The sequence below is a fragment of the uncultured Winogradskyella sp. genome, from assembly GCF_947498005.1.
In the GTDB taxonomy this organism is placed as follows: Bacteria; Bacteroidota; Bacteroidia; order Flavobacteriales; family Flavobacteriaceae; genus Winogradskyella.
Window position 1 is genome coordinate 247,691 of sequence record NZ_CANMIW010000003.1, and the last position, 22,295, is coordinate 269,985.

Here is a 22,295-nt window from a genome sequence, read left to right on the forward strand (position 1 = left end):
GATTTTTGCTTTGTCGTTCTGAATATATATCAGAATCACATATTTAAAAATTGATAATTACATTGTTAGATCCTGAAACGAGTTCAGGCTGACAAAAACATGTATTCAGCAAGCAAATAATTAAATCATTATTAATAATAAACAAATATACCATAACATGATAAATATTCTCTGGGTTGACGATGAAATCGATTTATTAAAGCCACATATTATTTTTTTAGAACAGAAAGGTTACGTAGTGACTAAATGCCAAAGTGGAACTGAAGCTTTAGAAATAATAAATGATACTAATTTCGATATTGTCTTTTTAGATGAGAATATGCCAGGACTTACTGGATTAGAAACTTTAAACGAAATTAAAGAAAGACGTGCCAATTTACCAATTGTAATGATTACCAAAAGCGAGGAGGAATATATTATGGAAGAAGCTATTGGAAATAAAATAGCTGATTATTTAATAAAACCTGTTAACCCTAATCAAATTTTATTGAGTTTAAAAAAGAATTTAGACCACTCGCGTTTAGTTTCTGAAAAGACAACATCTAATTACCAGCAAGAATTTAGAAAGATTGCTATGGATTTGTCAATGGTTAATTCTTATGAAGAATGGGTGGATTTATATCAAAAACTGATTTACTGGGAATTACAACTGGAAGGAATTGAAGATGTTGGAATGACTGATATTTTAGAATCTCAAAAAACAGAGGCGAACAATCAGTTTGGAAAATTTATCGAAAAAAATTACGAAGATTGGTTTCTGCCCAATACTGATGCACCTGTAATGTCTCATACCTTATTTAAAGATAAAGTAGTCCCAGAACTCAGTGATAAACAACCAACAGTTTTGGTAGTAATTGATAATTTACGTTACGATCAATGGAAAGCATTTGAACCAATAGTTAATAATTATTACAAAAAAGCATCAGAATTAGCATTTTATAGCATTCTGCCGACAGCTACACAATATGCAAGAAATGCCATTTTTTCAGGCTTAATGCCTGCGGATATGGAAAGCTTATTTCCTCAATATTGGAAAAACGATACTGATGAAGGTGGTAAAAACATGCACGAAGGCGATTTTCTAAGAGAACAATTAAAACGTCTCGGTCTTGGGAATTTAAAGCATACATATCATAAAATCACAAATCTAAAAGCTGGAAAAAAATTAGTTGAAAATTTTAGATCCTTAAAAGATAATGATCTTAATGTAATTGTATACAATTTTGTAGATATGCTGTCGCATTCTAAAACAGAAATGGAAGTTGTTAAAGAATTGGCATCAAATGATAAAGCTTATCGATCACTTACGGTTAGTTGGTTTAAAAATTCGCCTTTATTAGAAATGATTCAGCTATCTCAGCAGCTAGGTTTTAAATTAATCTTAACTACAGATCACGGAACAATAAATGTAAAAGCACCTTCAAAAGTTATTGGTGATAGAGATACCAGTTTAAACCTACGTTACAAAACGGGTAGAAGTTTAACCTACCAAGATAAGGATGTATTAGCCGTTAAAAATCCAAAATCCGTTCACTTGCCTTCATTAACTATGAGTAGCTCATTTATATTTGCAAAAGGAGATATGTTTTTAGCTTATCCTAATAACTTTAATCATTACGTAAGTTATTACAGGAACACTTATCAACATGGAGGTGTTTCTTTAGAAGAGATGGTTATTCCTTTTGTTGTTATGGAGCCTAAATAGAAAAATTATTCTTTAAATGATTAAGTAAATTAAAGACATTGTCTTGAATAATTCTTTAAAACACTGAAAGAATAATCCTTAAAATGCAAAATTAATCGATGAAATACGCTTTTTTTTAGGTTATCCAAAATATTTTTCTTACCCTTGTATCGTTAAATTATTTTAAAATTTAGTGGAAACAATAAAGTTCACATATTATTTAAAGGATATCGACGCAATTGCTGCTAGTATATTAGAGCATTTAGATTCTAAGATAATACTATTTAGTGGTAGTATGGGAGCTGGTAAAACAACATTTATTAATGCACTGCTTAAAGCGATGCAAAGTGATGATGTTGCCACGAGCCCAACCTTCTCTATTGTAAATGAATACACTATACCTGACGATAAAATTTACCATTTTGACTTTTACAGAATAAATTCTATTGAAGAAGCATACAATTTTGGAATAGAAGATTATTTAAGTAGTGATTCATGGTTATTTATGGAATGGCCAGAGCGCATTGAAGAATTAATACCTGATAACTCTCAAACCGTTACTATCACTGACATTGAAAATAATAAAAGATCCCTCAAATTAACAATAAACGACAAACATTTAACCCATAAGTTAGCTATGAAAACAGTAAATCTATAATTTTACTTATAGAATAATTCCTACAGAAACCTACTAGTATTACGGTAAAACCGTAACTAATACCCCATAATCTATCGGATTTTAACTACTTTAAATTTGTAAGCACTTGATAATGCTTTTATTTTTGAAGTATTAATTAATTAAATCCCTTTTATTATGAAAACTAAAAAAAACCTAGTACTAGCAATTGCTATTTTCGGTGGAATGTTATTTACTGTACAAGCTACAAACATTATTGATTTAGATGGACAGACTACAACAAAAATCGAAAAAAAGAAAAGAAAACTCGTTAAATGGGGTTAATAATAATTTAAGTAGAACAGCAATACTAGGTACTATTATTGCTACTTTTATTAGTTCTACTCCATTATTATATTTATTACACGAAAGTGTTCCAGATACAGCTGTTTGGGACACTTTTTTGGGTACATACGAAAGCGGTTTTTGGGAATCTGCTCAATATGCCATGTGGGTTTACACAGGTAAAGTAGTTCCTCTTATTTTAATGTTTATTTGGTTTTTTACTTGTAAACATTGGTGGTATCACGCTCTACTTGTACCGATTGTTATGTATTCGTTTCAAATAATTACTAGCTATCACGCCGAACTCGAAAATACAGATGAAAATCAAATTTTAATATTGTTACCCGTTTTAGTCATTGTAGTGCCTTCAATATATTTAATTAGAGCCAAAATGTTTAACAAAATAAACATGTCTAATAAAACACTAGAAGAAATGGAAGCCGAGTTTATGATAAAACCTAAAGGCGTTTGGAGCAAGGTTAAACAATATTTTTAAAATTCACTTTCAATTAATATTCAAAAATTATAAATAATTTAAGGTTAGATTAATTTTAGTAATATTTATAACGTTTCGTTATATTGCATTACTATATAAATTAACTGACTCAATGAGTATATCTTTATCTCCCTTTACTAAAGCCCAATTATTACCTCAAGAGGAAACCTTAGAAATATTAAAGCAAAAAGGTGAGCTTTTTATAGGCATTCCCAAAGAAGCACATTTTCAAGAGCGCAGAGTTTGCTTAACTCCAGATGCGGTCTCAGCTTTAACAGCAAACGGCCATCGTGTTTTATTAGAATCTGGTGCTGGTGAAGGTGCTAATTTTAAAGATAAAAATTATAGCGAAGCAGGCGCAGAAGTTACAAAGGATACAGAAAAAGTGTACTCCTGCCCTATCATCCTCAAAGTTGAACCTCCTTCATTAGATGAAATTAAATTAATTAACCCTCAAACCTTATTAATTTCTGCACTTCAAATTAAAACTCAAGAAAAGTCTTATTTTGAAGCTCTTGCAAAAAAAAGAATCACAGCTTTAGCTTTTGAATATATAAAGGATGATGATGGCGCATATCCAGCAGTGAGTTCTTTGAGTGAAATTGCCGGAACGGCATCTATATTAATTGCATCTGAATTATTATCTAACGTAAATGGAGGAAATGGTTTAATGATGGGTAATATTAATGGCGTTCCTCCTACCGAAGTGGTCATATTAGGTGCTGGTACTGTTGGCGAATTCGCAGCGCGTTCAGCTATTGGTTTAGGAGCCAATATTAAAGTTTTTGATAGTTCTATTACAAGATTGCGACGACTTCAAAATAATTTAGGTCGCACTATCTATACATCAACAATGCAACCTAAAAACCTCATAAAAGCACTTAAACGTTGCGATGTAGCCATTGGCGCTGTTAGAGGAGTTAATAGAGCACCTATTGTAATAACCGAAAGTATGCTAAACCACATGAAAAATGGCTCCGTTGTTATAGATGTCAGTATAGATATGGGAGGATGTTTCGAAACTAGTGAAGTTACCACTCACGATAAGCCTACTTTTGAGCATAATGGCGTAATACATTATTGTGTACCAAATATTCCTGCAAGATATTCAAGAACTGCTTCAGTTTCAATAAGTAATATCTTTACGCCATACCTATTAGAAATTGGAGAATATGGAGGCATAGAAAATGCCTTAAGATTTGATAGAGGTTTAAAAAATGGGTTGTACTTTTACCACGGCATTTTAACTAATAAATCAGTAGCAGAATGGTTTGGTTTAGATTACAACGATGCTAATTTATTAATCTTTTAAAATTTAGTTGACTTCTTCTAGTCTACTGACAGAACATTTTATTTATCTATGAAATTTATAAATCGATTAGGCTATTATCTAGGCGGATTTGCAATAGGATTAATTCTATTAATGTTTTTTTTAAACGGTAAAGATGCATCTTGCGATTATAGTCCAAATGCTAGAACGGTAAAAAATATCAGTTCAAAATCTATTAACTACACTTCTGATGCTTCAAAATTTATAAATGATAATAAAATCGACTCAACCACAGTTGTTGATTTAATAAAATTTGGGAGTGTTAATTTTTCTAAAAGCAAGACAAAATTAGATTCTTGTAAAGTCTATTTTATAGATAATGCCTACAAAGAGCGCGAAATGGAGTTGAAAATTAAAAATTGTGACTCAATAGCGACAATCCTCGATATTAAGTATACAAACATCTAATTTGTTGAAATTGATTACCATAAAATTTAGAGGTATCACACAAAATTTTAATATTTGACATCCCTCTTTAAAATTGTAAAATTATTTTATCATGAAAGTATTAGTAACAGGAGCAGCAGGTTTTATAGGATTTTATGTATCAAAAATACTTTTATCTAAAGGTCATCAAGTGGTTGGTTTAGATAATGTTAACGATTATTATGATGTTAATTTAAAATATGATAGACTTAAAGAGTTAGGTATAGACAAAACTGAGGCTGAAGAATTTAATAGTATTTGTAAAAGTAATTCTACCAATTTTACATTTGTTAGAATGAATCTTGAAGATCGTATTAAACTTCCTAAGCTATTTGAGAGCGAAGAATTTGAAATCGTTTGTAATTTAGCAGCCCAAGCAGGTGTAAGATATAGTTTAGAAAACCCAGAAACGTATGTAGATTCTAACTTGGTTGGATTCTTAAATATTTTAGAATGCTGTAGAAACAATGCTATTAAACACTTAGTATATGCAAGTAGTTCTAGTGTTTATGGAATGAACAAAAAAATTCCATTTTCCACTGACGACAACGTAGATCACCCAATTAGCCTCTATGCTGCTACTAAAAAAAGTAATGAATTAATGGCACATACCTACAGTCATTTGTTTAAAATACCAACTACTGGTTTAAGGTTTTTTACAGTTTACGGACCTTGGGGAAGACCTGACATGGCGATGTTTTTATTTACAGATGCAATTGTTAATGATAAGCCTATAAAAGTATTTAACCATGGAAACATGGAAAGAGATTTTACTTTTATTGATGATATAGTTGAAGGCGTTGTGAGAATAATAGAAAAATCTACAACCGAAAGAATTGCTTCAAAAGAATTATATAAAGTCTATAATATTGGAAATAATGATTCTGTAAAACTTTTAGATTTTATAAAAGAAATTGAAATTAACTTAAATAAAGTTGCAACCAAAAACATGATGGAAATGCAACCTGGTGATGTAGAAAGAACTTGGGCAGATGTAGATGAATTAATAAAAGATTATGATTACAGACCTAACACATCTATAAAACATGGTGTTAAGTCTTTCATTGATTGGTTTAAAAATTATTATAAATAGGATTTTATTATTATTAAAAGGTCACGAAATCTATGTTTAGGTGGATACTTATCGTAAAAAAGTGTTCTTTATATATTATATTGCGCAAATAAAATAATTTCAATCAAATTTGTTGTCTTTTACGACAATTAACTCAAGTCTAAATAAACTTTAAATAATGAAAATAACAAATATTTGTTGTATCGGAGCTGGTTATGTAGGAGGTCCTACAATGGCAGTCATTGCAAAAAAGAATCCAAATATAAAAGTTACTATTGTTGATATCAATGCTGAGCGTATCGCAGCTTGGAATGATAAAGATGTTTCTAAACTGCCTATTTATGAGCCTGGTTTAGCAGAAATCGTTGAAGAAACAAGAGGTAAAAATTTATTCTTTACAACGGAAATAGATAAAACTATAAAAGAATCTGAAATGATTTTCATTTCTGTAAACACACCTACCAAAACTTATGGTAAAGGAAAAGGTATGGCTGCAGATTTAAAGTATGTTGAATTATGTGCAAGAAATATTGCGGAAGTTGCGACTACCGATAAAATTGTTGTAGAAAAATCTACATTACCTGTAAGAACAGCGCAAGCAATAAAGAGTATATTACATAATACTGGTAAAGACGTTAAGTTTAGTATTTTATCTAATCCTGAATTCTTAGCCGAAGGAACAGCCGTTCAAGATTTACTTAATCCTGATCGCGTATTAATTGGAGGAGAGTCAGAAGAAGCCATTGAAAGTTTAGCCAATGTTTATGGAAGTTGGGTTTCTCAAGATCGTATTTTAAGAACAAATGTTTGGTCTTCAGAATTATCTAAATTAACAGCGAATGCATTTTTAGCACAACGTATTTCTTCAATTAATGCTATTTCTGAATTATGTGAACATACAGAGGCTAATGTTAACGAAGTTGCTAAAGCAATTGGGATGGATTCTCGAATTGGACCTAAATTCTTAAATGCTTCTATTGGATTTGGAGGATCTTGTTTTCAAAAAGATATTTTAAATTTAGTCTACATTGCAAGAAGCTATAACTTACAAGCTGTTGCTGATTATTGGGAGCAGGTAATTATATTAAATGATCATCAAAAACGTCGTTTTTCTGATAACTTGATTAGTACTTTATATAATACAGTTTCTGGTAAAAAGATTGCAATGTTAGGTTGGGCTTTTAAAAAGGACACTAATGACACTAGAGAATCAGCAGCCATTTATGTAGCAGATCATTTGTTAAGCGAACAAGCTAATATAGCTGTTTATGATCCAAAGGTAAACGGAGAAAAGGTTCAAGTGGATCTGAATTATTTAAACACTAGATCTGAAGCTGAAAATAACGATTTGGTTAAATCTTACAATGATCCATACGAAGTAACAAAGGATGCTCATGCAGTTGCTATTATGACTGAATGGGATGAGTTTAAAACATATGATTGGCAAAAAATTTATAGCCAAATGAAAAAGCCTGCATTTATTTTTGATGGTAGAAACATATTAGATCCCGTTGAAATGAAAAAGATTGGCTTTGAATATTCTTCTATAGGAAAGTAATCCTAAAACATAGTAATATTACTTACATTCTTAACTTTTTTAAGACATTAATTAGAAAAATAAAAATTACGCTAAATGTTAAAAAAAGATTTAAGTCATATGAATTTGTTAAGAGCAGTTGGTATAACATTAGTTGTTCTTAGACATTCCTTTTCTCCTTTTCGAAATAGTTGGGATGTAAGTAAATATTATGAATACAATATTATTGCAGATTTCATTGGTAGATATACATCTACTATTTCTATGCCTCTATTTGTATTTATTTCAGGTTATATTTATTTCTTTTTACGAAATAATTACAACAAGTATTCCAGTTTTAAAATTTTATTTGAAAAAAAATCTAGGAGATTAATTGTACCTTATTTAATTCTTGCTCCATTTTACATTTGGGTATTTTTAGATTATAATTCGGTATTATCATTCTTGTCACATCTATGGGTTGGAGCCGGACACCTGTGGTTTCTTTTAATGATGTTCGTAATGTTTCTGTTATATTATAAATTTGAAACGTACTTATGTAAGCATTATGTTTTTAGCATCATTCTCGGTGTTTTCTTATATCTTATTGTACTACCGCTTAATTATTTTCATTTACAGCCTTTAGGTCTAGTGGCTAGGTATTTTATCTTTTTTCAATTAGGCAATCTATTCAACAAAAATTCAACAGTTATATTAAGTTTTTTGAAGGGAAAAGTGTTATGTATATTTTTAACACATTTGGTGTTATTTGTAATTTACTTTTGTTCAATAAAATTCTTTGACAATAAGTATATTCAATTTTCCATAAATCAAGTACTACTAGTTTTAAGTATTTTGTCTTTATTTTTTATATATGGGTTTTTAAATGTGATCATAACAAAACATGATAACTTAGTACAAAAAATTAAACCAACAATTTCATTTATAAATCACAATAGTTACTATTTATACCTCATTCACGAACCATTATTAAAAATATTTTTCACATTCCTCTTTGTGCAAAATCTACCAATTATACTAGCTATTTCATTGGCATTTGTGAGTTCTATGACAATTTCATTAATCTTAGGAAGTTTGTTGATGAAACTTAAAATAGGAAGAGAGCTAATCGGTGGTTCCTAAAATTTTGTATTATTCCTACTAAATTAATTTAACGGTAAAATAATAAGGCATTGATATAGCAAACTAACTTATTATGCAATCTCTGAATTATAAGTTCTATTGAGATTCAGTCAATTTTAATTTTCAACACTCAAATTACTACCAATAGATTTTATTAGTTAATAAAAAATCTTTAGACATAGATCAAATAAGTTTCAGGTCAATTGTAATTATTATTTAATAGTAAAATAATCTATTCTACGAGTAACTTTTTTGTTACGTTATTTCGTTCATCTACGAACTTTACAAAGTATACTCCAGCTTGGAATGATCTAATATCAATAGTCGTTGTTGTTGAAGGATTCATTTCTTCATTAAAAATTTGAGCCGTATGAACTAATTTACCGGTAATATCAAAGAATTGAATATTAGACACTTCTAATCCACCTGAAAGTTTCACATTAACTTCGTTAAAAGCTGGATTAGGATAAACAACCAATTCTACATTTTCACTATCGATTGGATTATCTGATTCCGTAGTACAAGTTAAATCTACTTCAACTCTAACCGTTGCTTCATCAAAATCTAATGCATTAAATACCGTAACTATATAATCTGTAGTTTCTGATGGAGATACTTCAATAGATTGAGTTGTCTCTCCCGTATTCCAAACGTAGTCATCTCCACCTGTTGCTGTTAAGGTTACAACATCGTTAACACAAATAAACATATCATCACCAGCATCTGCTATTACCGGGTTAAGTACATTAACTGTTACTTGTTTTTCATCGTAACAATCACCTACATAACCTCGTACTTCATATGTAGTTGTAATAGTAGGACTTACTGCAATGTTTGGCTGTGTGGCACCATTATTCCACTCATAACTATTAGCTCCTGAAGCTGAAAGGGTAATAAAATCACCATTTAAAATATCGACATTGTCACCGTTAGAAATAACAACTTCTGGACTAGGATCTACGTAGACAGTAACCGAATCTGAATCTTGTTGTTCCCCTTGAGTAACAATAACATTATACGTTGTTGTGGATATAGGAGAAACGATGATTGATTGCGATGTTTCACCAGTACTCCATGAATAACTATCTCCTTGGTTAGCTGTTAATACTACTTCATAGCTTAAGTTATCACATATGTATTCATCAGTACCCGCAGAAGCAATAAATAACGGTTCAACTGTTACTGTAATTTCTTGTGGCTGACTATCACATGAGTTTGAAGATCCAACTACAGTGTAGGTTGTGGTTTGGGTCGGGTTAACGGTAAGAGAACTTGTTGTATCTCCAGTGTTCCATAGATAAGTTACAGCTCCACTTACACTCAAAGTCGCACTCTCTCCTTCAATTATATATATATTTTCGCTTACACTAATTTCTGGTATATCATTAACCGTAATTACAACACTATCCGTATCAGAGTTTCCAAATTCATCATAAACAGTAACCGTATAACTTGTTGTTTCATTTGGTGTAACCGTAATTGATGCATCAGTGTTGCCAGTATTCCATAAGTAGCTTATTCCGCCAGAAGCATTCAAGGTTACACTTTCACCAATACATATTGAAACATCATTACCTGCATCAGCAATTATTTCGGGTATAACGATTACAGTAACTACCGCTTGACTTTGACAGCCTTCTGCTGTATAACCTATAGCAAAATAAGTCGTTGTTTGCGTAGGACTGACAGTAATTGTCTCTGTCGATTCACCAGTACTCCAAATGTATGTTTCCGCACCAGTTACAAATAGAGTTGTGCTGTCACCTTCAATAATTTCTACATCTTCAGATATAGTTAAAGTAGGTAACTCGTTTACAGTTACAGTAACACTGTCCGTATCCGAATTTCCAAAATTATCTGAAACAGTTACAGTATAAACTGTCGTTTCTGTTGGCGAAAATGATTGAGAAGCACCAGTTGCTCCTGTATTCCATACATAGTTATCTCCTCCAGTTGCTGTAATTACAACACTTTCTCCAATACAAATTGATACATCATTACCAGCATTAGCATCAATCTGAGGTATAACAGTAACGGTAACTTGTAATTCTTCACTTGCACAACTATTAGATGAATAACCTGTTACAGAATACGTAGTTGTTTGTCCAGGGCTAACTTCTATTACGTTAGAAGTTTGACCAGTACTCCAAACATACTGATCTGCTCCATTTACAACTAAAGTAGTACTTTCACCAGTATAAATAGATACATCTTCACTAAGTGTTACTGTAGTCATATCGGGTACGGTAACAATAACACTATCTGTGTCCATATTTCCATATTCATCAGAAACAACTACAGAATATGATGTTGTTTGTGTTGGATTAACCGTAATTGAAGCACTAGTTTCTCCTGTGCTCCATAAGTAATATAAACTTCCTGAGGCAGTAAGAGTTACACTTTCACCATTACAAATTGCAACATTAGACCCTGCATCTGCAATAACAATTGACGCAACAACAACTATAACTTCCTCGGTAATTTGACATCCGTTTTCTGAGTAACCAGTTACACTATATGTGGTTGATTCTATAGGAGATACTGAAATCATATCCGAGGTTTCTCCTGTACTCCATAAATATGAATCCGCTCCACTAACAACGATATCAGCACTTTCACCTTCAAGAATTGTAATTTCATCAATTAAATTAATTGTAGGTAAATCATTAACGATTACGGTAACACTATCAGTATCAGAATTACCATAATTATCACTTACCTCAACAGTATAGGTTGTTGTCACTTCTGGGTTTAATATTATGGAAGCATTATTTTGTCCTGTATTCCAAGAGTAATTAGTTCCTCCAGTTGCATTTAAAGTCACAAATTCTCCATAACAAATTTCTACATCCATTCCTGCATCAGCTATTACTTCAGGAATTACTGTCACAACAATTTGTTCCGTAATTTCACATCCTTCTATGGAATAACCCGTTACTGAATACGTAGTAGTTACAGCGGGTGTTACAATTATTTCATTTGTATTTTCCCCTGTATTCCATAAGTATGTATCTGCACCATTGGCAACCAAGGTTGTACTTTCTCCTTCGTTAATAAGTACATCATCACCAACATTTATACTTGGTAGTTCATTTACAGTTACTGTGATGTCATCTGAATCTGAATTTCCGTAATCATCTGTAGCTGTAACAGTATATGTAGTATCTTCAATTGGGTTAACTGTAATTGATGCACCAATTTCCCCATTACTCCATTGATAAGTAGTTCCACCTGAAGCCGTAAGTGTCACGGTTTCTCCTGCACATATTGATAAATCAAAACCAGCATCTGCAACTATCTGAGGTATTACCGTTATTGTAACTTCGGATGTAGCTTCACATCCATTTAATAGATAACCAGTAACAGAATAAGTAGTTGTTTCTGTTGGTGTTACCGTAATAGACGTAGTGTTGTCACCAGTATTCCATAAATACGAATCTCCTCCAGAAACTTCAAGAGTAGTAGATTCGCCGATAATAATAACTAAATCTTCAGTTAATACAATTTCCGGAGTTGGTAAAACAGTTACTTCTACATCATCTGAATGAGAACATGTGCCATTAGAAACTTCTACTGTATAAATTGTGTTTTCATTTGGGTTTACAGTAATCGATTCTGTAGTTTCTCCTGTATTCCATAAAAATATATTTCCTTCAATCCCAGTAGCTGTTAGTGTTACAGATTCACCATTACATATTATTTGATCTTCACCAGCATCAGCCGTTGGTATAGGGTTTACAATGATAGTTACATCGTCAGTATCAGAATTTCCATAGTCATCTGTAACGGTTACAGTGTAAGTAGTATCTTCAGTAGGTGTAAATGTTGGAAACGCACCTTCATCTCCTGTATTCCATACATAACCAGTTCCTCCAGAAGCATTTAATGTGATGCTATCTCCTATACATATTGAAGTGTCTTCTCCTGCGTTAGCTTCAAGTAACTCTACAACATTAACTGTAATTTCTGAAAAATTTTCACATCCATATTCTGAAGTCCCTACAACAGAATACGTTGTAGTAACATCTGGAGTTACGGTAATTTCTGGAGTTATTTCTGTAGTATTCCATAAATATTCAACACCACCACTTGCTGTAAGGGTTGCTGAATTACCAATCATTATAAATATATCATCACCAATAGTAATATTTGGTAACTCTATAACATAGATAGTAACACTATCTGTACTTGTGTAACCATAGTCATCTTCTGCAGTAACCGTATATGTCGTTGTTAATGTAGGATTAACGATAATTTCAGAACCTTCTTCTCCATTATCCCAAGTATATGTAGAACCACCTGCAGCATTTAATGTAACAGATTCTCCACTACAAACCGTTACGTCTTCACCTGCATATGCTACAACTTCTGGTATTACCGTTACTGTTACGTTAACAGAGCTCGTACAGCCATTAACTCCAACAGAACTCACACTGTAAACTTCTGTAGAAATTGGACTAACTGTAATAGAATCCGTAATTTCCCCTGTGCTCCATTGATAATTATCACTACCACTCACTGTTAATAAAGTAGATTCACCTTCAACAATTACTATATCTTCTGAAATTATTAAATCAGGTGCTTCGTTTACAAAAATTGTTACGTCGTCTGTACTTGTACAATTATTAGAACTAACTTCTACTGAATATGTAGTTTCTACAGTAGGACTAACTTCTATAGATTCTGTTGTTTCTCCATTACTCCACAAATAAGAAGTTCCTCCTGAAGCTGTTAAGAAAATAGTAGAACCTTCACATATCGTCTGATCTTCTCCAGCATTTGCAACTGGTAATTCATTAACGTTTACTGTAACGCTTGCATCAACAGAATTACCTTGATCATCTGAAATTGTAACTAAATAAGTTGTTGTTTCTGTTGGTGTTACATCGATTGATGGCGTTATCTCTCCATTATCCCATAAATAATTTAATCCACCAGATGCGGTTAACGTAGTTGTTTCACCAATACAAATATCAAAATCTTCTCCTGCAGTAGCCGAAGAGAGTGAATCAAAAAAAAACGTTAATGCAAAATTATCAACAGCAACAACACTGCCTGTTCCACCATTCCCACTGTAATAGGTTATTACAAAATCATAAGTTCCTTCTTCAACTAAATATGGTTCAAAATTTAAACCAACGTGTCCGTTTGGTAATCCTGCATAAATAGGATCACTTTCTATCCAGTTACCACTTGATGGTCCTGTCCACGTAACACCAACACTTTCTACTGCAGAGGTATCATCACCACCTTCTGGTATACATCTAAAGTTGATATATTCACTTTCATTTTCTAAATTAATATCAGTATCTCCAATAATATCATGTATAATTACATCTGTATCTGCATTGTATAAGGGATATGTTCCAAAAAAATCATCAACAACAGTGATTGATGAGCTATCTGAAAATCCGCCATCATTAGCAGTAAACGTAATAGTTACTTCTCCAACCATTAATGCTGTAACGTTTCCATCTTCATCAACTGTAGCAATAGTGTCGTCACTACTACTCCATATTCCAGAAATATCAGATGTGTTAGATGGAAAAAATTCTGTTGTTAATTGCAAGTTATTTCCTAATTCAATATTCGAAGTTTCAGGTGTTACTATAACAGATTCTAATGGAATTACAACATTTGTAACTGTTATAATTGCATCATCAGTAAAATCGCCATCACTTGTAGTAAAAGTTATAGTTACCTCTCCTTCAGAAACTGGTGATACTATTCCACTTTGACTAACAGTTGCAATAGATTCATCACTACTACTCCATGTTCCATTTTGATTAGTAGCGTCTGAAGGCAAAAAAGTTGCAGATAAGCTTGCTGTATCAGGTATATTAATCGTTGCTGTCTCTGGTGTTACTTCTACACCTGTGACATCAATAATTTCGACACCATTGAGATCTATTTCATTCAAATATTCCTCTACACCAACATATCCACTTGGCCAAACTAGGCTAGAAATATCATCATCTGCAGCATATCCTCTAGATGCTTTCCAAACATCTGGCATCCCATCATTATTTGTATCAAAACTCGCTGGTCTTGTATTTTCTGGAACGACAGGGTAAGGAATTAATGCTTTCGCATCATAATAACTACCAGCATATGTATCATTTTGAATCATTAAGATATCTTGAGCATCTTTATCATCATTGTAAGGGTAAATAGTTCCGTTTGCATTCAGTGTTTTGTCTGCACCAACATCCAACAGTATATCTTCATAAAGTTGATGTGCCGTTTTTATTGGATAACTATGACCCACGATTGGGAAGGCAACTGAAGTAAAATATTGGCTTGGCACTTGAGTGTTTTCCGTTAAATGAGATCCTGCAAAAACAGTCCACATATCACTATCATCTGTTTGAGGAGTTTCTCGTTGGCCAGTAACTATACTACCTGCTGAATATATGAGCGGATTATCCGAGGCTTGCGTTTGAACTTTTTGTAACCATGTACCAATATAGCCATCTCCAAACCATCCTGGTTTTCTAATTCCGTTTACTGATGTTTTGTAGTAGTTATTTATAACATTGTAAGTTCCCTCACCTGATACTCTAATTAGTCTATATTTCCAGTTATATACAAGATTATTAATTATATCATATTGTCCATCTCCTTTTGGATTTGGAAATCTATGGGATATATTACTGAATACATTATTAACAAAAGTAAAATCACCTATAAGATTATCTGTACCCAAAATACTACCCGTTTTACTATCTTGGAAAAAACAGTGCTGCATAGTCATATCTGACATAGGTCTTGAACTTGAAGCTAAACTTCCAGATTCATCTCCTCCATGACTAAAAGTACAATGGTCTATTATAATATTATTACCACCTGTAAGCCAAACTGCATCTTGATAACTATTTATACCTCCTCTGAAACGTATATAACGAATGATTACATTACTTACGTTTGTAAACATAAATTCTGTTGTAATAAGAGTAATTCCACCTGCTGGAGCTGATTGACCAGCTATTGTAATATTATCATACTCTGGCCCTGTAATTATTGGTGTATAAGCCCCTTGACTCGTTGCATCTATTTCTCCACTTACATCAAAAACAATTATTCGAGGTCCAGGTGTTTGAATCGCTTCACGTAAACCTCCTGGTGCATCCCAATCTAAAGTTGTAACATGTATAACTTGGCCACCACGTCCACCAGTGGAATATGCACCAGCACCTTTAGCGGTAGGAAACGCTAATTGCTGAGCATTTAGGCTAGAAAAAATAAAGAATAATATTAATATTGGTATATAACCGATGTAGTTCAGGGTAATTTTAGGAGCTCTCATAAATTTTTAGGGAACATTTTTAATTAACATAAGTAAATATTGCAAGCTATAAAATAAAAATGTTTTTCAAGGTTTAAACGCTAAATTATTCGACAAAGCGCAGTTAATTGTTATTTTTTTCGACCAAACGCATGTTTAAGTAGGGAAAAACATACAGAACTAAAGTGGAATTTTTTGTTTAATTATATACGATTACAAAATACTTTTGGATTATACTATATTAAACTTTAACACTTTATCGGATTTTTTTACAAAAATAAAAAGCTAAATAAGGTATTTACAATACATTAATTATAGTTATACAGAGTTATTAACAAACATGAACGATTTCTTATAAATTGTCATAAGAATGCATAATATTTCAGTATACTTTGATAGAACACCACTTTATAATTTCAATAAAGTTGGTTTATTAATATTAAAATTTGTTTTTTTGAACTTTTAATCTCTTATTTTTTAAAATAGCATGAGAAAATTACGAGTTGCTCTTATAACGTATTCATCTTACACTTTTGCATGGCAAGAAAGTTTGATACAAAACCTGATTAATTCTGATTTTTCTGAGATAGTTTTAGATCTTAATTTTGAAGATGAATTTAAAGATTTAAAATATTTATATCATAATCTTCCATTCTTTTACAAATCTTATTTAAGACTAGATAATAAGCTTTTTAATCCTGCTCCTTATGCCCTTTCAAAATCGTATAACAAGGAATCCTTAAAAAATACACCAACCTACTCTCTTTCAGGAGACAATAATCTTAATGAACTTAATGAGAGCAACATTGATATTATCCTTAATCTTACGGAGTTAGATCTTAAATACGATTTCGTTAACAAGAGTAAATATGGCATGTGGTTTCTAAATCATTGTGATCTTGAAAAAGTAAATTTAAGACCATATGGGATATGGGAGTTATTGAATAAAAATCCAGAGAACGCAGGTGTATTGAGATTTATAAAAAAGGGTATGGAGCTTCCTGTAACTATTGATAAAACTTTCGCTTGTACAGATGGTCTTAGTTATAAAAGAAACATAAATGATATTTTGTGGCAAACGATGCCGTTAGTAGAAAACAACATAAAACTTTTAGCATTTAACGAAGAACTATTTATTGAGAAAGTAAAATCAAACTCTAATATATATCCTGAAAAAGACATTAATCCATCTTTTAAAGCTCCTTCAAACTTAAAAACATTATTTTTTATATTGAATTTATATGGAAAGAAATTCTATCACTCCATAAAGAATAAATTCTATTTTAATCAATGGGCTTTAATTTTTTTAAACAATAAAAAAAAGGAAGACCCATTTAATTTAAAGAACTACAAAACAATATTACCTCCAAAGGATCGTTTTTGGGCTGATCCTTTCTTAATAAAACATAATGATAAAACTTATTTGTTTATTGAAGAGTTAATTTATAAAAATAAGCTTGGTCATTTATCTGTTATGGAAATTGATGATAATGGAAATTACACAAAACCAGAAACTATACTTGTAAAAGACTATCATCTATCTTATCCCTTTGTTTTTGAAGAAAATGGAACGTATTACATGATTCCTGAAACTAGTGGCAATAATGATATTCAACTATACAAGGCTACAGAATTCCCATTAAAGTGGGAATTTGAAAGACTCATTATGAATAATGTTGTGGCAGTAGACACTACGCTGCACAAAGAAGGCGACACCTATTGGCTTTTCACAAATATGAAAAATCACAAAGGAGGATCGAAACATGTGGAACTTAACTTATTTTCTTCAAAATCTTTATTTGCAGATCAATGGGAAGCCCATCCCTTAAATCCAATAGTGTCAGATGTAAAAAGTGCCAGACCTGCAGGTAAAATTTTTAGCAGCAATAACAAACTATACAGACCTTCTCAAAATTGTTCTCATCATTATGGTTACGGTTTAAATATTTCTGAAATAACGGAATTAAGTAAAACTAAATTTAAAGAGAAATTAATACATGCTATAGAACCTAATTGGGATAAATCAGTAAATAGTACACATTCATTCAATTCTGCAGATCAACTTTATATTAGTGATATTAAAATTAAAAGGTTTCGCCTTTAAAATCAGCAATTAAGTAAATAAAATTAACGATAAATGGTGTTTGTCCTTAAAAGTATGACGTTGATATAATAAAAAGACATTTAATGATTATTTTTTTTCATATTTGCGACTAATAATGATTAACCCAAATCTAATTCTTACTAGTATTTTAAAATGTTGTTTTGCGATAACCCTTCCATTTTATATTACTTTATATCAACCGATTAGACTAACGTTATTAACTAAATATATCTAGACTGATAAATTAATAGTCTATTATGTCAGTTTTTAAACTAAAAAATATTAAGCAAAAGATCAATACATCGATGAGTAATCCACTTATTCGAAGTATGATTATTGTTGCTGTTATTGGTTTGGTTATAAAAGTTATTGCTGTTTATAAAGAAACCATTATTGCGGGTAGTTTTGGATTAGGAGAAATAATAGATACTTTTTCAGTAGCTGTTCTAGTTCCTACATTTATTCAAAGTGTTTTTATAAATTCTATAAAAAATTTATTTATACCTAATTATATAACAGAATTAAAGAATAATGGTAATAAAGGTAGTTTTCAGGCACTTGTTATACTCATAACTATAGGAGTTTCTTTATTTTCTTGCATTATCGCTTATTTTGGAACAGATCTCTTTTTAAATTTAGTCTATTCAGAATTTCCTGAAACTTATTTACCTCTTATTAAAGATCAATTATATTTTGTTTTACCATGCTTGTTTTTCTGGGGAATTTCCTCGGTCCTTTCAGGGCTGTTAGAAGTTTCTAATCGTTTTTTAATTTCTACACTGGCTGAGTTATTTCCGCTACTCACAATGATTTTCTTTTTAATTTTCTTAAAGGATCAATTTGGCCACATGGTTTTGGCTTATGGAACTTTTGCAGGTAGTATTATCGGTTTTAGTTATTTATTATTTTTCTCCATAAGATATAATGATTTTGAATTAAAAAAACCCGTTTTAAATGATAATTCAAGGTTAATGATTAAGCAGTTACCACCAAAAATTTCCTCAAGTTTTTTAACTGCTATGAATAATTATATTGATCAATTTTTTGTTGGTCAGCTTGTCATTGGTTCACTAGCTGCAATTAATTACGGTAACAGATTACCTGCGTTTGGAGTAACCATCGTTATTATGGCTTTAGGCAGTGTACTTCTGCCCCATTTTTCTAGACTGGTAAATGAGGATTTAAAATCGGCATATCATCAACTTTTCAAAGCTTTGAAACTAGTGTTAGGAATTGGTGTTTTTCTTGTGATCGTAGGTGTCTTTATGTCCGATTGGATCGTAGAACTTTGGTTAGAAAGAGGAAAATTCACACATAAGCACACCTTAAAGGTGTCTGGAATTCAGCAAATATTACTTATTAGTGTACCTTTTAACATATGTACATTAATCATGGTTAAGTTTCTAACTAGTATAAACAAAAACCAATTCATGGCTTGGATTTCATTAGCGAATTTAATTCTGAATGTAATACTAAACTTTATTCTTATAAAATACTATGATGTTTTTGGGTTGGTTATGAGTACAACAATAGTATTGATATTAGGTAGTATATTTTATTTCAGTTATACATACAAACAATATAAATTAATTAGGTAATGAAAGTACATTTTTTAGTTAATTCACTAGTTGCTGGTGGCGCAGAACGTGTTTTAATATTGCTAGCCAATTATTTTGAAGAACAAGGGCAAGATGTAACGATTATTACATTCAATGAACCCGAAGTTTTCTCAGCAAATAAAAATGTAAAGCGTATACGATTACATGGTGGTAAAATTAAAAACCACATGGTGCGCAGTACTAAGAATTTAGCAAGTTTGTATTTTAAGAAAAAAAATAGACCAGATGTGCTTATTCCTTTCATGACTCAAACAAATCTTATAGGCATTATTATAGGTAAGTTATACGGTATTAAAGTGGTCTCTGCAGAACACAATAATCATTTAAAAGAGATTAATTCCATTGGAAACTTTACCCGAAATCAAGCTTACAAGTATACTGATGCTCTAACTGTTTTAACAGGATTTGATAAAAAATTCTATAAAAGCAAAAATGTTAATGTTCATATCATGCCCAACCCAAGCACATTTTCTGTGTTTAAAGAAACCGAAAGGAATAGAAAAAAATTAATTCTAGCTGTAGGAGATCTTAATAGGTATCACCATAAAGGTTTTGATAATTTAATACCAATTATTGCTCCTGTTTTAAAAAAACATTCTGACTGGAAATTAAAATTAGTTGGCGGTGGCGATGAAGGAATGTCCTTTATAACTAATTTGGTAGAGAAGCACAATATCGCTGATCAAGTAATATTTGAAGGCTATTCTACTGAGGTAGCTAAACTTATGAGCGAATCAGAGATTTATATCATGACATCTCGTTTTGAAGGACTACCTATGGTATTATTAGAAGCTATGTCTCAAGGCATGGCATGTATTTCTTTTGATTGTAAAACAGGTCCATCAGATATAATTACAGACTCAAAAAATGGTATTCTAATTGAGGATCAAAACTTTGATGCTATGAGTAATGGACTAGATCAGTTAATAAATAATCCTGAACAAAGAAAAGAGCTAGCAGCAAATGGAATAAATTCTTTAGATAATTTTAAAATAGATGTGATTTATAATAAGTATTTAGATATTTTTGAAAGTATTCTGTAAACATGAAAACTAAACTTATTACTCATATTTGTTTTTTAGTACCTTTTATACTAACTACTTTTAATTTACAAGTTTTTGTAACCCGTTTAGTTTCTAATGTTTTAGCCCAAATTATTGCTTATGGTAATTTAGGTCTATTGTTTCTAGGTATTGCATTGACTTTAAAAAACAAAGGTCCTTTATCTAAAACTGCTAGGCTTTGGATTATATTTTATTTGTTGTATTATCTATTTGCAACATTAGCCAGTGCCATACACTTCAATCCTGCAAACATTTTAATTAGTATAATTCCATTTGTGTATGTTTTGGCTTTTTATGTTTATTTAAGTCATACTGAAAATAGAAAAGTCTTTATTAAGGTTGCCATTATAGCATTTGTCACATCAGGAATTTTAAGTATTCATTTATTTAATATCAATTTTGATCTAGATCGTGGTGGTATTTATATTTATAAAATGGACCGTTCTGGTGGTGTATATGCCGATGCAAATAACACAGCATTAGCTGCTATAATTACCTTTGTTTTAGTCTTTAAGATGTATCAACCGCAGAAAAAGTTTTTTAAGATTTTTAAACTACTAATTCTTGCCATAACAACGTATGGTCTACTGTTAACATTTTCTAATACAGGGTTTATGGTATTTATTATTTGTTTAGTGATGCTAAATCACAAATTCTTTACAGGTGTAAGGTTGATAGCAGGTATATCTATGCTACCTTTTGTTTATTTGGCATTGGCCAATCTTAATACCTTAACTGCAGATTTAAACTTGGTTGGTCAACAGCGAGACAAAATAAACAATATCGTAAATATAGTTACTTTCAATACAGGTGAGGTTGATGACTCAGGAAGAAATGAACTTGTAATGAGCTTAATAAACGACTATGTTTTTGTAAATCCATTTATTGGAAATGGTGTAGACTTTGCTATTTCAAGACATGCACATAATACTATTGTTGGAGTTTGGGCAGATGCCGGAATTTTTACACTCGTTTTTTTCCTTTTTATGTTAGGTAGGTACTTTTTAGGCGCATTGAGAAGTCCACCAGATATCAGGTATTTTGTGTTACCTCTGTTATTTGTTATGTGTGTATTTATGTTAAGTCTTCAAAGTGTTATTAATCAACCTTATCTAATGGCACTATTTATATATCTAGGTTATTTAGTTGACTTTGGAAAAGATTACAATACAGAATAGCAATTTACATCTAAAATTTACATATTTAAATAGGATTTAATTTTGATAATAAATTTTAAAACACGACACTTAATTGTCACTTAATAAAGGATTTAAGCGGACATTATAACATATTCAATTGTTATTAATAAGACCTTTTAAGGTGCTAAAATGTCAATTCACAGAATAAATTTGATTATTCGACTTTAAAATAACATATTTACAGCTCGAAATTATGAATATTCATAATGACGACCCAAATTTAACCGAACATGCTATTTAATCTACTAGAAGTTTTATTATTTCTATTTCCTGTCTTGGCCTTATGTCTTGTTATATTTAACAATTTTGATATAAGAAACCATTATTATCCCTACACAAACAAGCCTTTTATTAAGAATCAAGCACTTAGTCCTAAAAATCAAGCTTGTTTAATCC

General features: G+C 31.2%; 13 protein-coding genes. 12 read left to right on the forward strand and 1 reads right to left on the reverse strand.

The window, feature by feature from the left end:
- The first annotated feature begins 157 nt into the window (after positions 1-157).
- The 8 genes from Q0891_RS06930 to Q0891_RS17285 all read left to right on the forward strand — a co-directional run bounded on the left by Q0891_RS06930 (position 158) and on the right by Q0891_RS17285 (position 8,628).
- Positions 158-1,705, forward strand: coding sequence for a PglZ domain-containing protein (locus Q0891_RS06930; RefSeq protein ID WP_299100115.1), 1,548 nt, complete (start codon positions 158-160; stop codon positions 1,703-1,705).
- A 172-nt stretch (positions 1,706-1,877) separates the two neighbouring features.
- A complete protein-coding gene (tsaE, locus tag Q0891_RS06935; RefSeq protein WP_367179559.1) occupies positions 1,878-2,342 on the forward strand; it encodes a tRNA (adenosine(37)-N6)-threonylcarbamoyltransferase complex ATPase subunit type 1 TsaE in 465 nt (154 codons plus the stop codon).
- A 244-nt stretch (positions 2,343-2,586) separates the two neighbouring features.
- Positions 2,587-3,141: a hypothetical protein gene (locus tag Q0891_RS06940; protein ID WP_299100117.1), complete on the forward strand. Its 555-nt coding sequence runs from the start codon at positions 2,587-2,589 to the stop codon at positions 3,139-3,141.
- A 112-nt stretch (positions 3,142-3,253) separates the two neighbouring features.
- Complete coding sequence (locus tag Q0891_RS06945; RefSeq protein WP_299100119.1) at positions 3,254-4,453, forward strand: alanine dehydrogenase; 1,200 nt, start codon at positions 3,254-3,256, stop codon at positions 4,451-4,453.
- Between the two features lie 48 nt (positions 4,454-4,501).
- Positions 4,502-4,879: a hypothetical protein gene (locus tag Q0891_RS06950; protein WP_299100121.1), complete on the forward strand. Its 378-nt coding sequence runs from the start codon at positions 4,502-4,504 to the stop codon at positions 4,877-4,879.
- A 91-nt stretch (positions 4,880-4,970) separates the two neighbouring features.
- On the forward strand, positions 4,971-5,990 hold the full coding sequence (locus Q0891_RS06955; protein WP_299100123.1) for an NAD-dependent epimerase: 1,020 nt from the start codon (positions 4,971-4,973) through the stop codon (positions 5,988-5,990).
- Positions 5,991-6,147: 157 nt separating this feature from the next.
- Positions 6,148-7,527, forward strand: a complete 1,380-nt coding sequence (locus Q0891_RS06960; RefSeq protein WP_299100125.1) for a nucleotide sugar dehydrogenase — start codon at positions 6,148-6,150, stop codon at positions 7,525-7,527.
- A gap of 99 nt (positions 7,528-7,626) precedes the next feature.
- Positions 7,627-8,628 carry an acyltransferase family protein gene (locus Q0891_RS17285; protein WP_367179564.1) on the forward strand — a complete coding sequence of 334 codons (1,002 nt, stop codon included), beginning with the start codon at positions 7,627-7,629 and terminating at the stop codon, positions 8,626-8,628.
- Between the two features lie 232 nt (positions 8,629-8,860).
- Here the strand turns inward: Q0891_RS17285 and Q0891_RS06965 are convergent, their stop codons facing one another.
- Positions 8,861-15,934, reverse strand: coding sequence for an Ig-like domain-containing protein (locus Q0891_RS06965; RefSeq protein WP_299100127.1), 7,074 nt, complete (start codon positions 15,932-15,934; stop codon positions 8,861-8,863).
- A gap of 466 nt (positions 15,935-16,400) precedes the next feature.
- Between Q0891_RS06965 and Q0891_RS06970 the strand changes: the two genes are divergently transcribed.
- From Q0891_RS06970 to Q0891_RS06985, 4 genes are all read left to right on the forward strand, one after another.
- Positions 16,401-18,017, forward strand: coding sequence for a hypothetical protein (locus Q0891_RS06970; RefSeq protein ID WP_299100129.1), 1,617 nt, complete (start codon positions 16,401-16,403; stop codon positions 18,015-18,017).
- 305 nt (positions 18,018-18,322) lie between these two features.
- On the forward strand, positions 18,323-19,615 hold the full coding sequence (murJ, locus tag Q0891_RS06975) for a murein biosynthesis integral membrane protein MurJ (protein WP_299100131.1): 1,293 nt from the start codon (positions 18,323-18,325) through the stop codon (positions 19,613-19,615).
- Positions 19,615-20,679 carry a glycosyltransferase family 4 protein gene (locus Q0891_RS06980; RefSeq protein ID WP_299100134.1) on the forward strand — a complete coding sequence of 355 codons (1,065 nt, stop codon included), beginning with the start codon at positions 19,615-19,617 and terminating at the stop codon, positions 20,677-20,679. Before murJ ends, Q0891_RS06980 begins: the two co-directional genes overlap by 1 nt.
- Before the next feature lie 2 nt (positions 20,680-20,681).
- Positions 20,682-21,878, forward strand: coding sequence for a hypothetical protein (locus Q0891_RS06985; protein ID WP_299100136.1), 1,197 nt, complete (start codon positions 20,682-20,684; stop codon positions 21,876-21,878).
- Positions 21,879-22,295 lie beyond the last annotated feature (417 nt).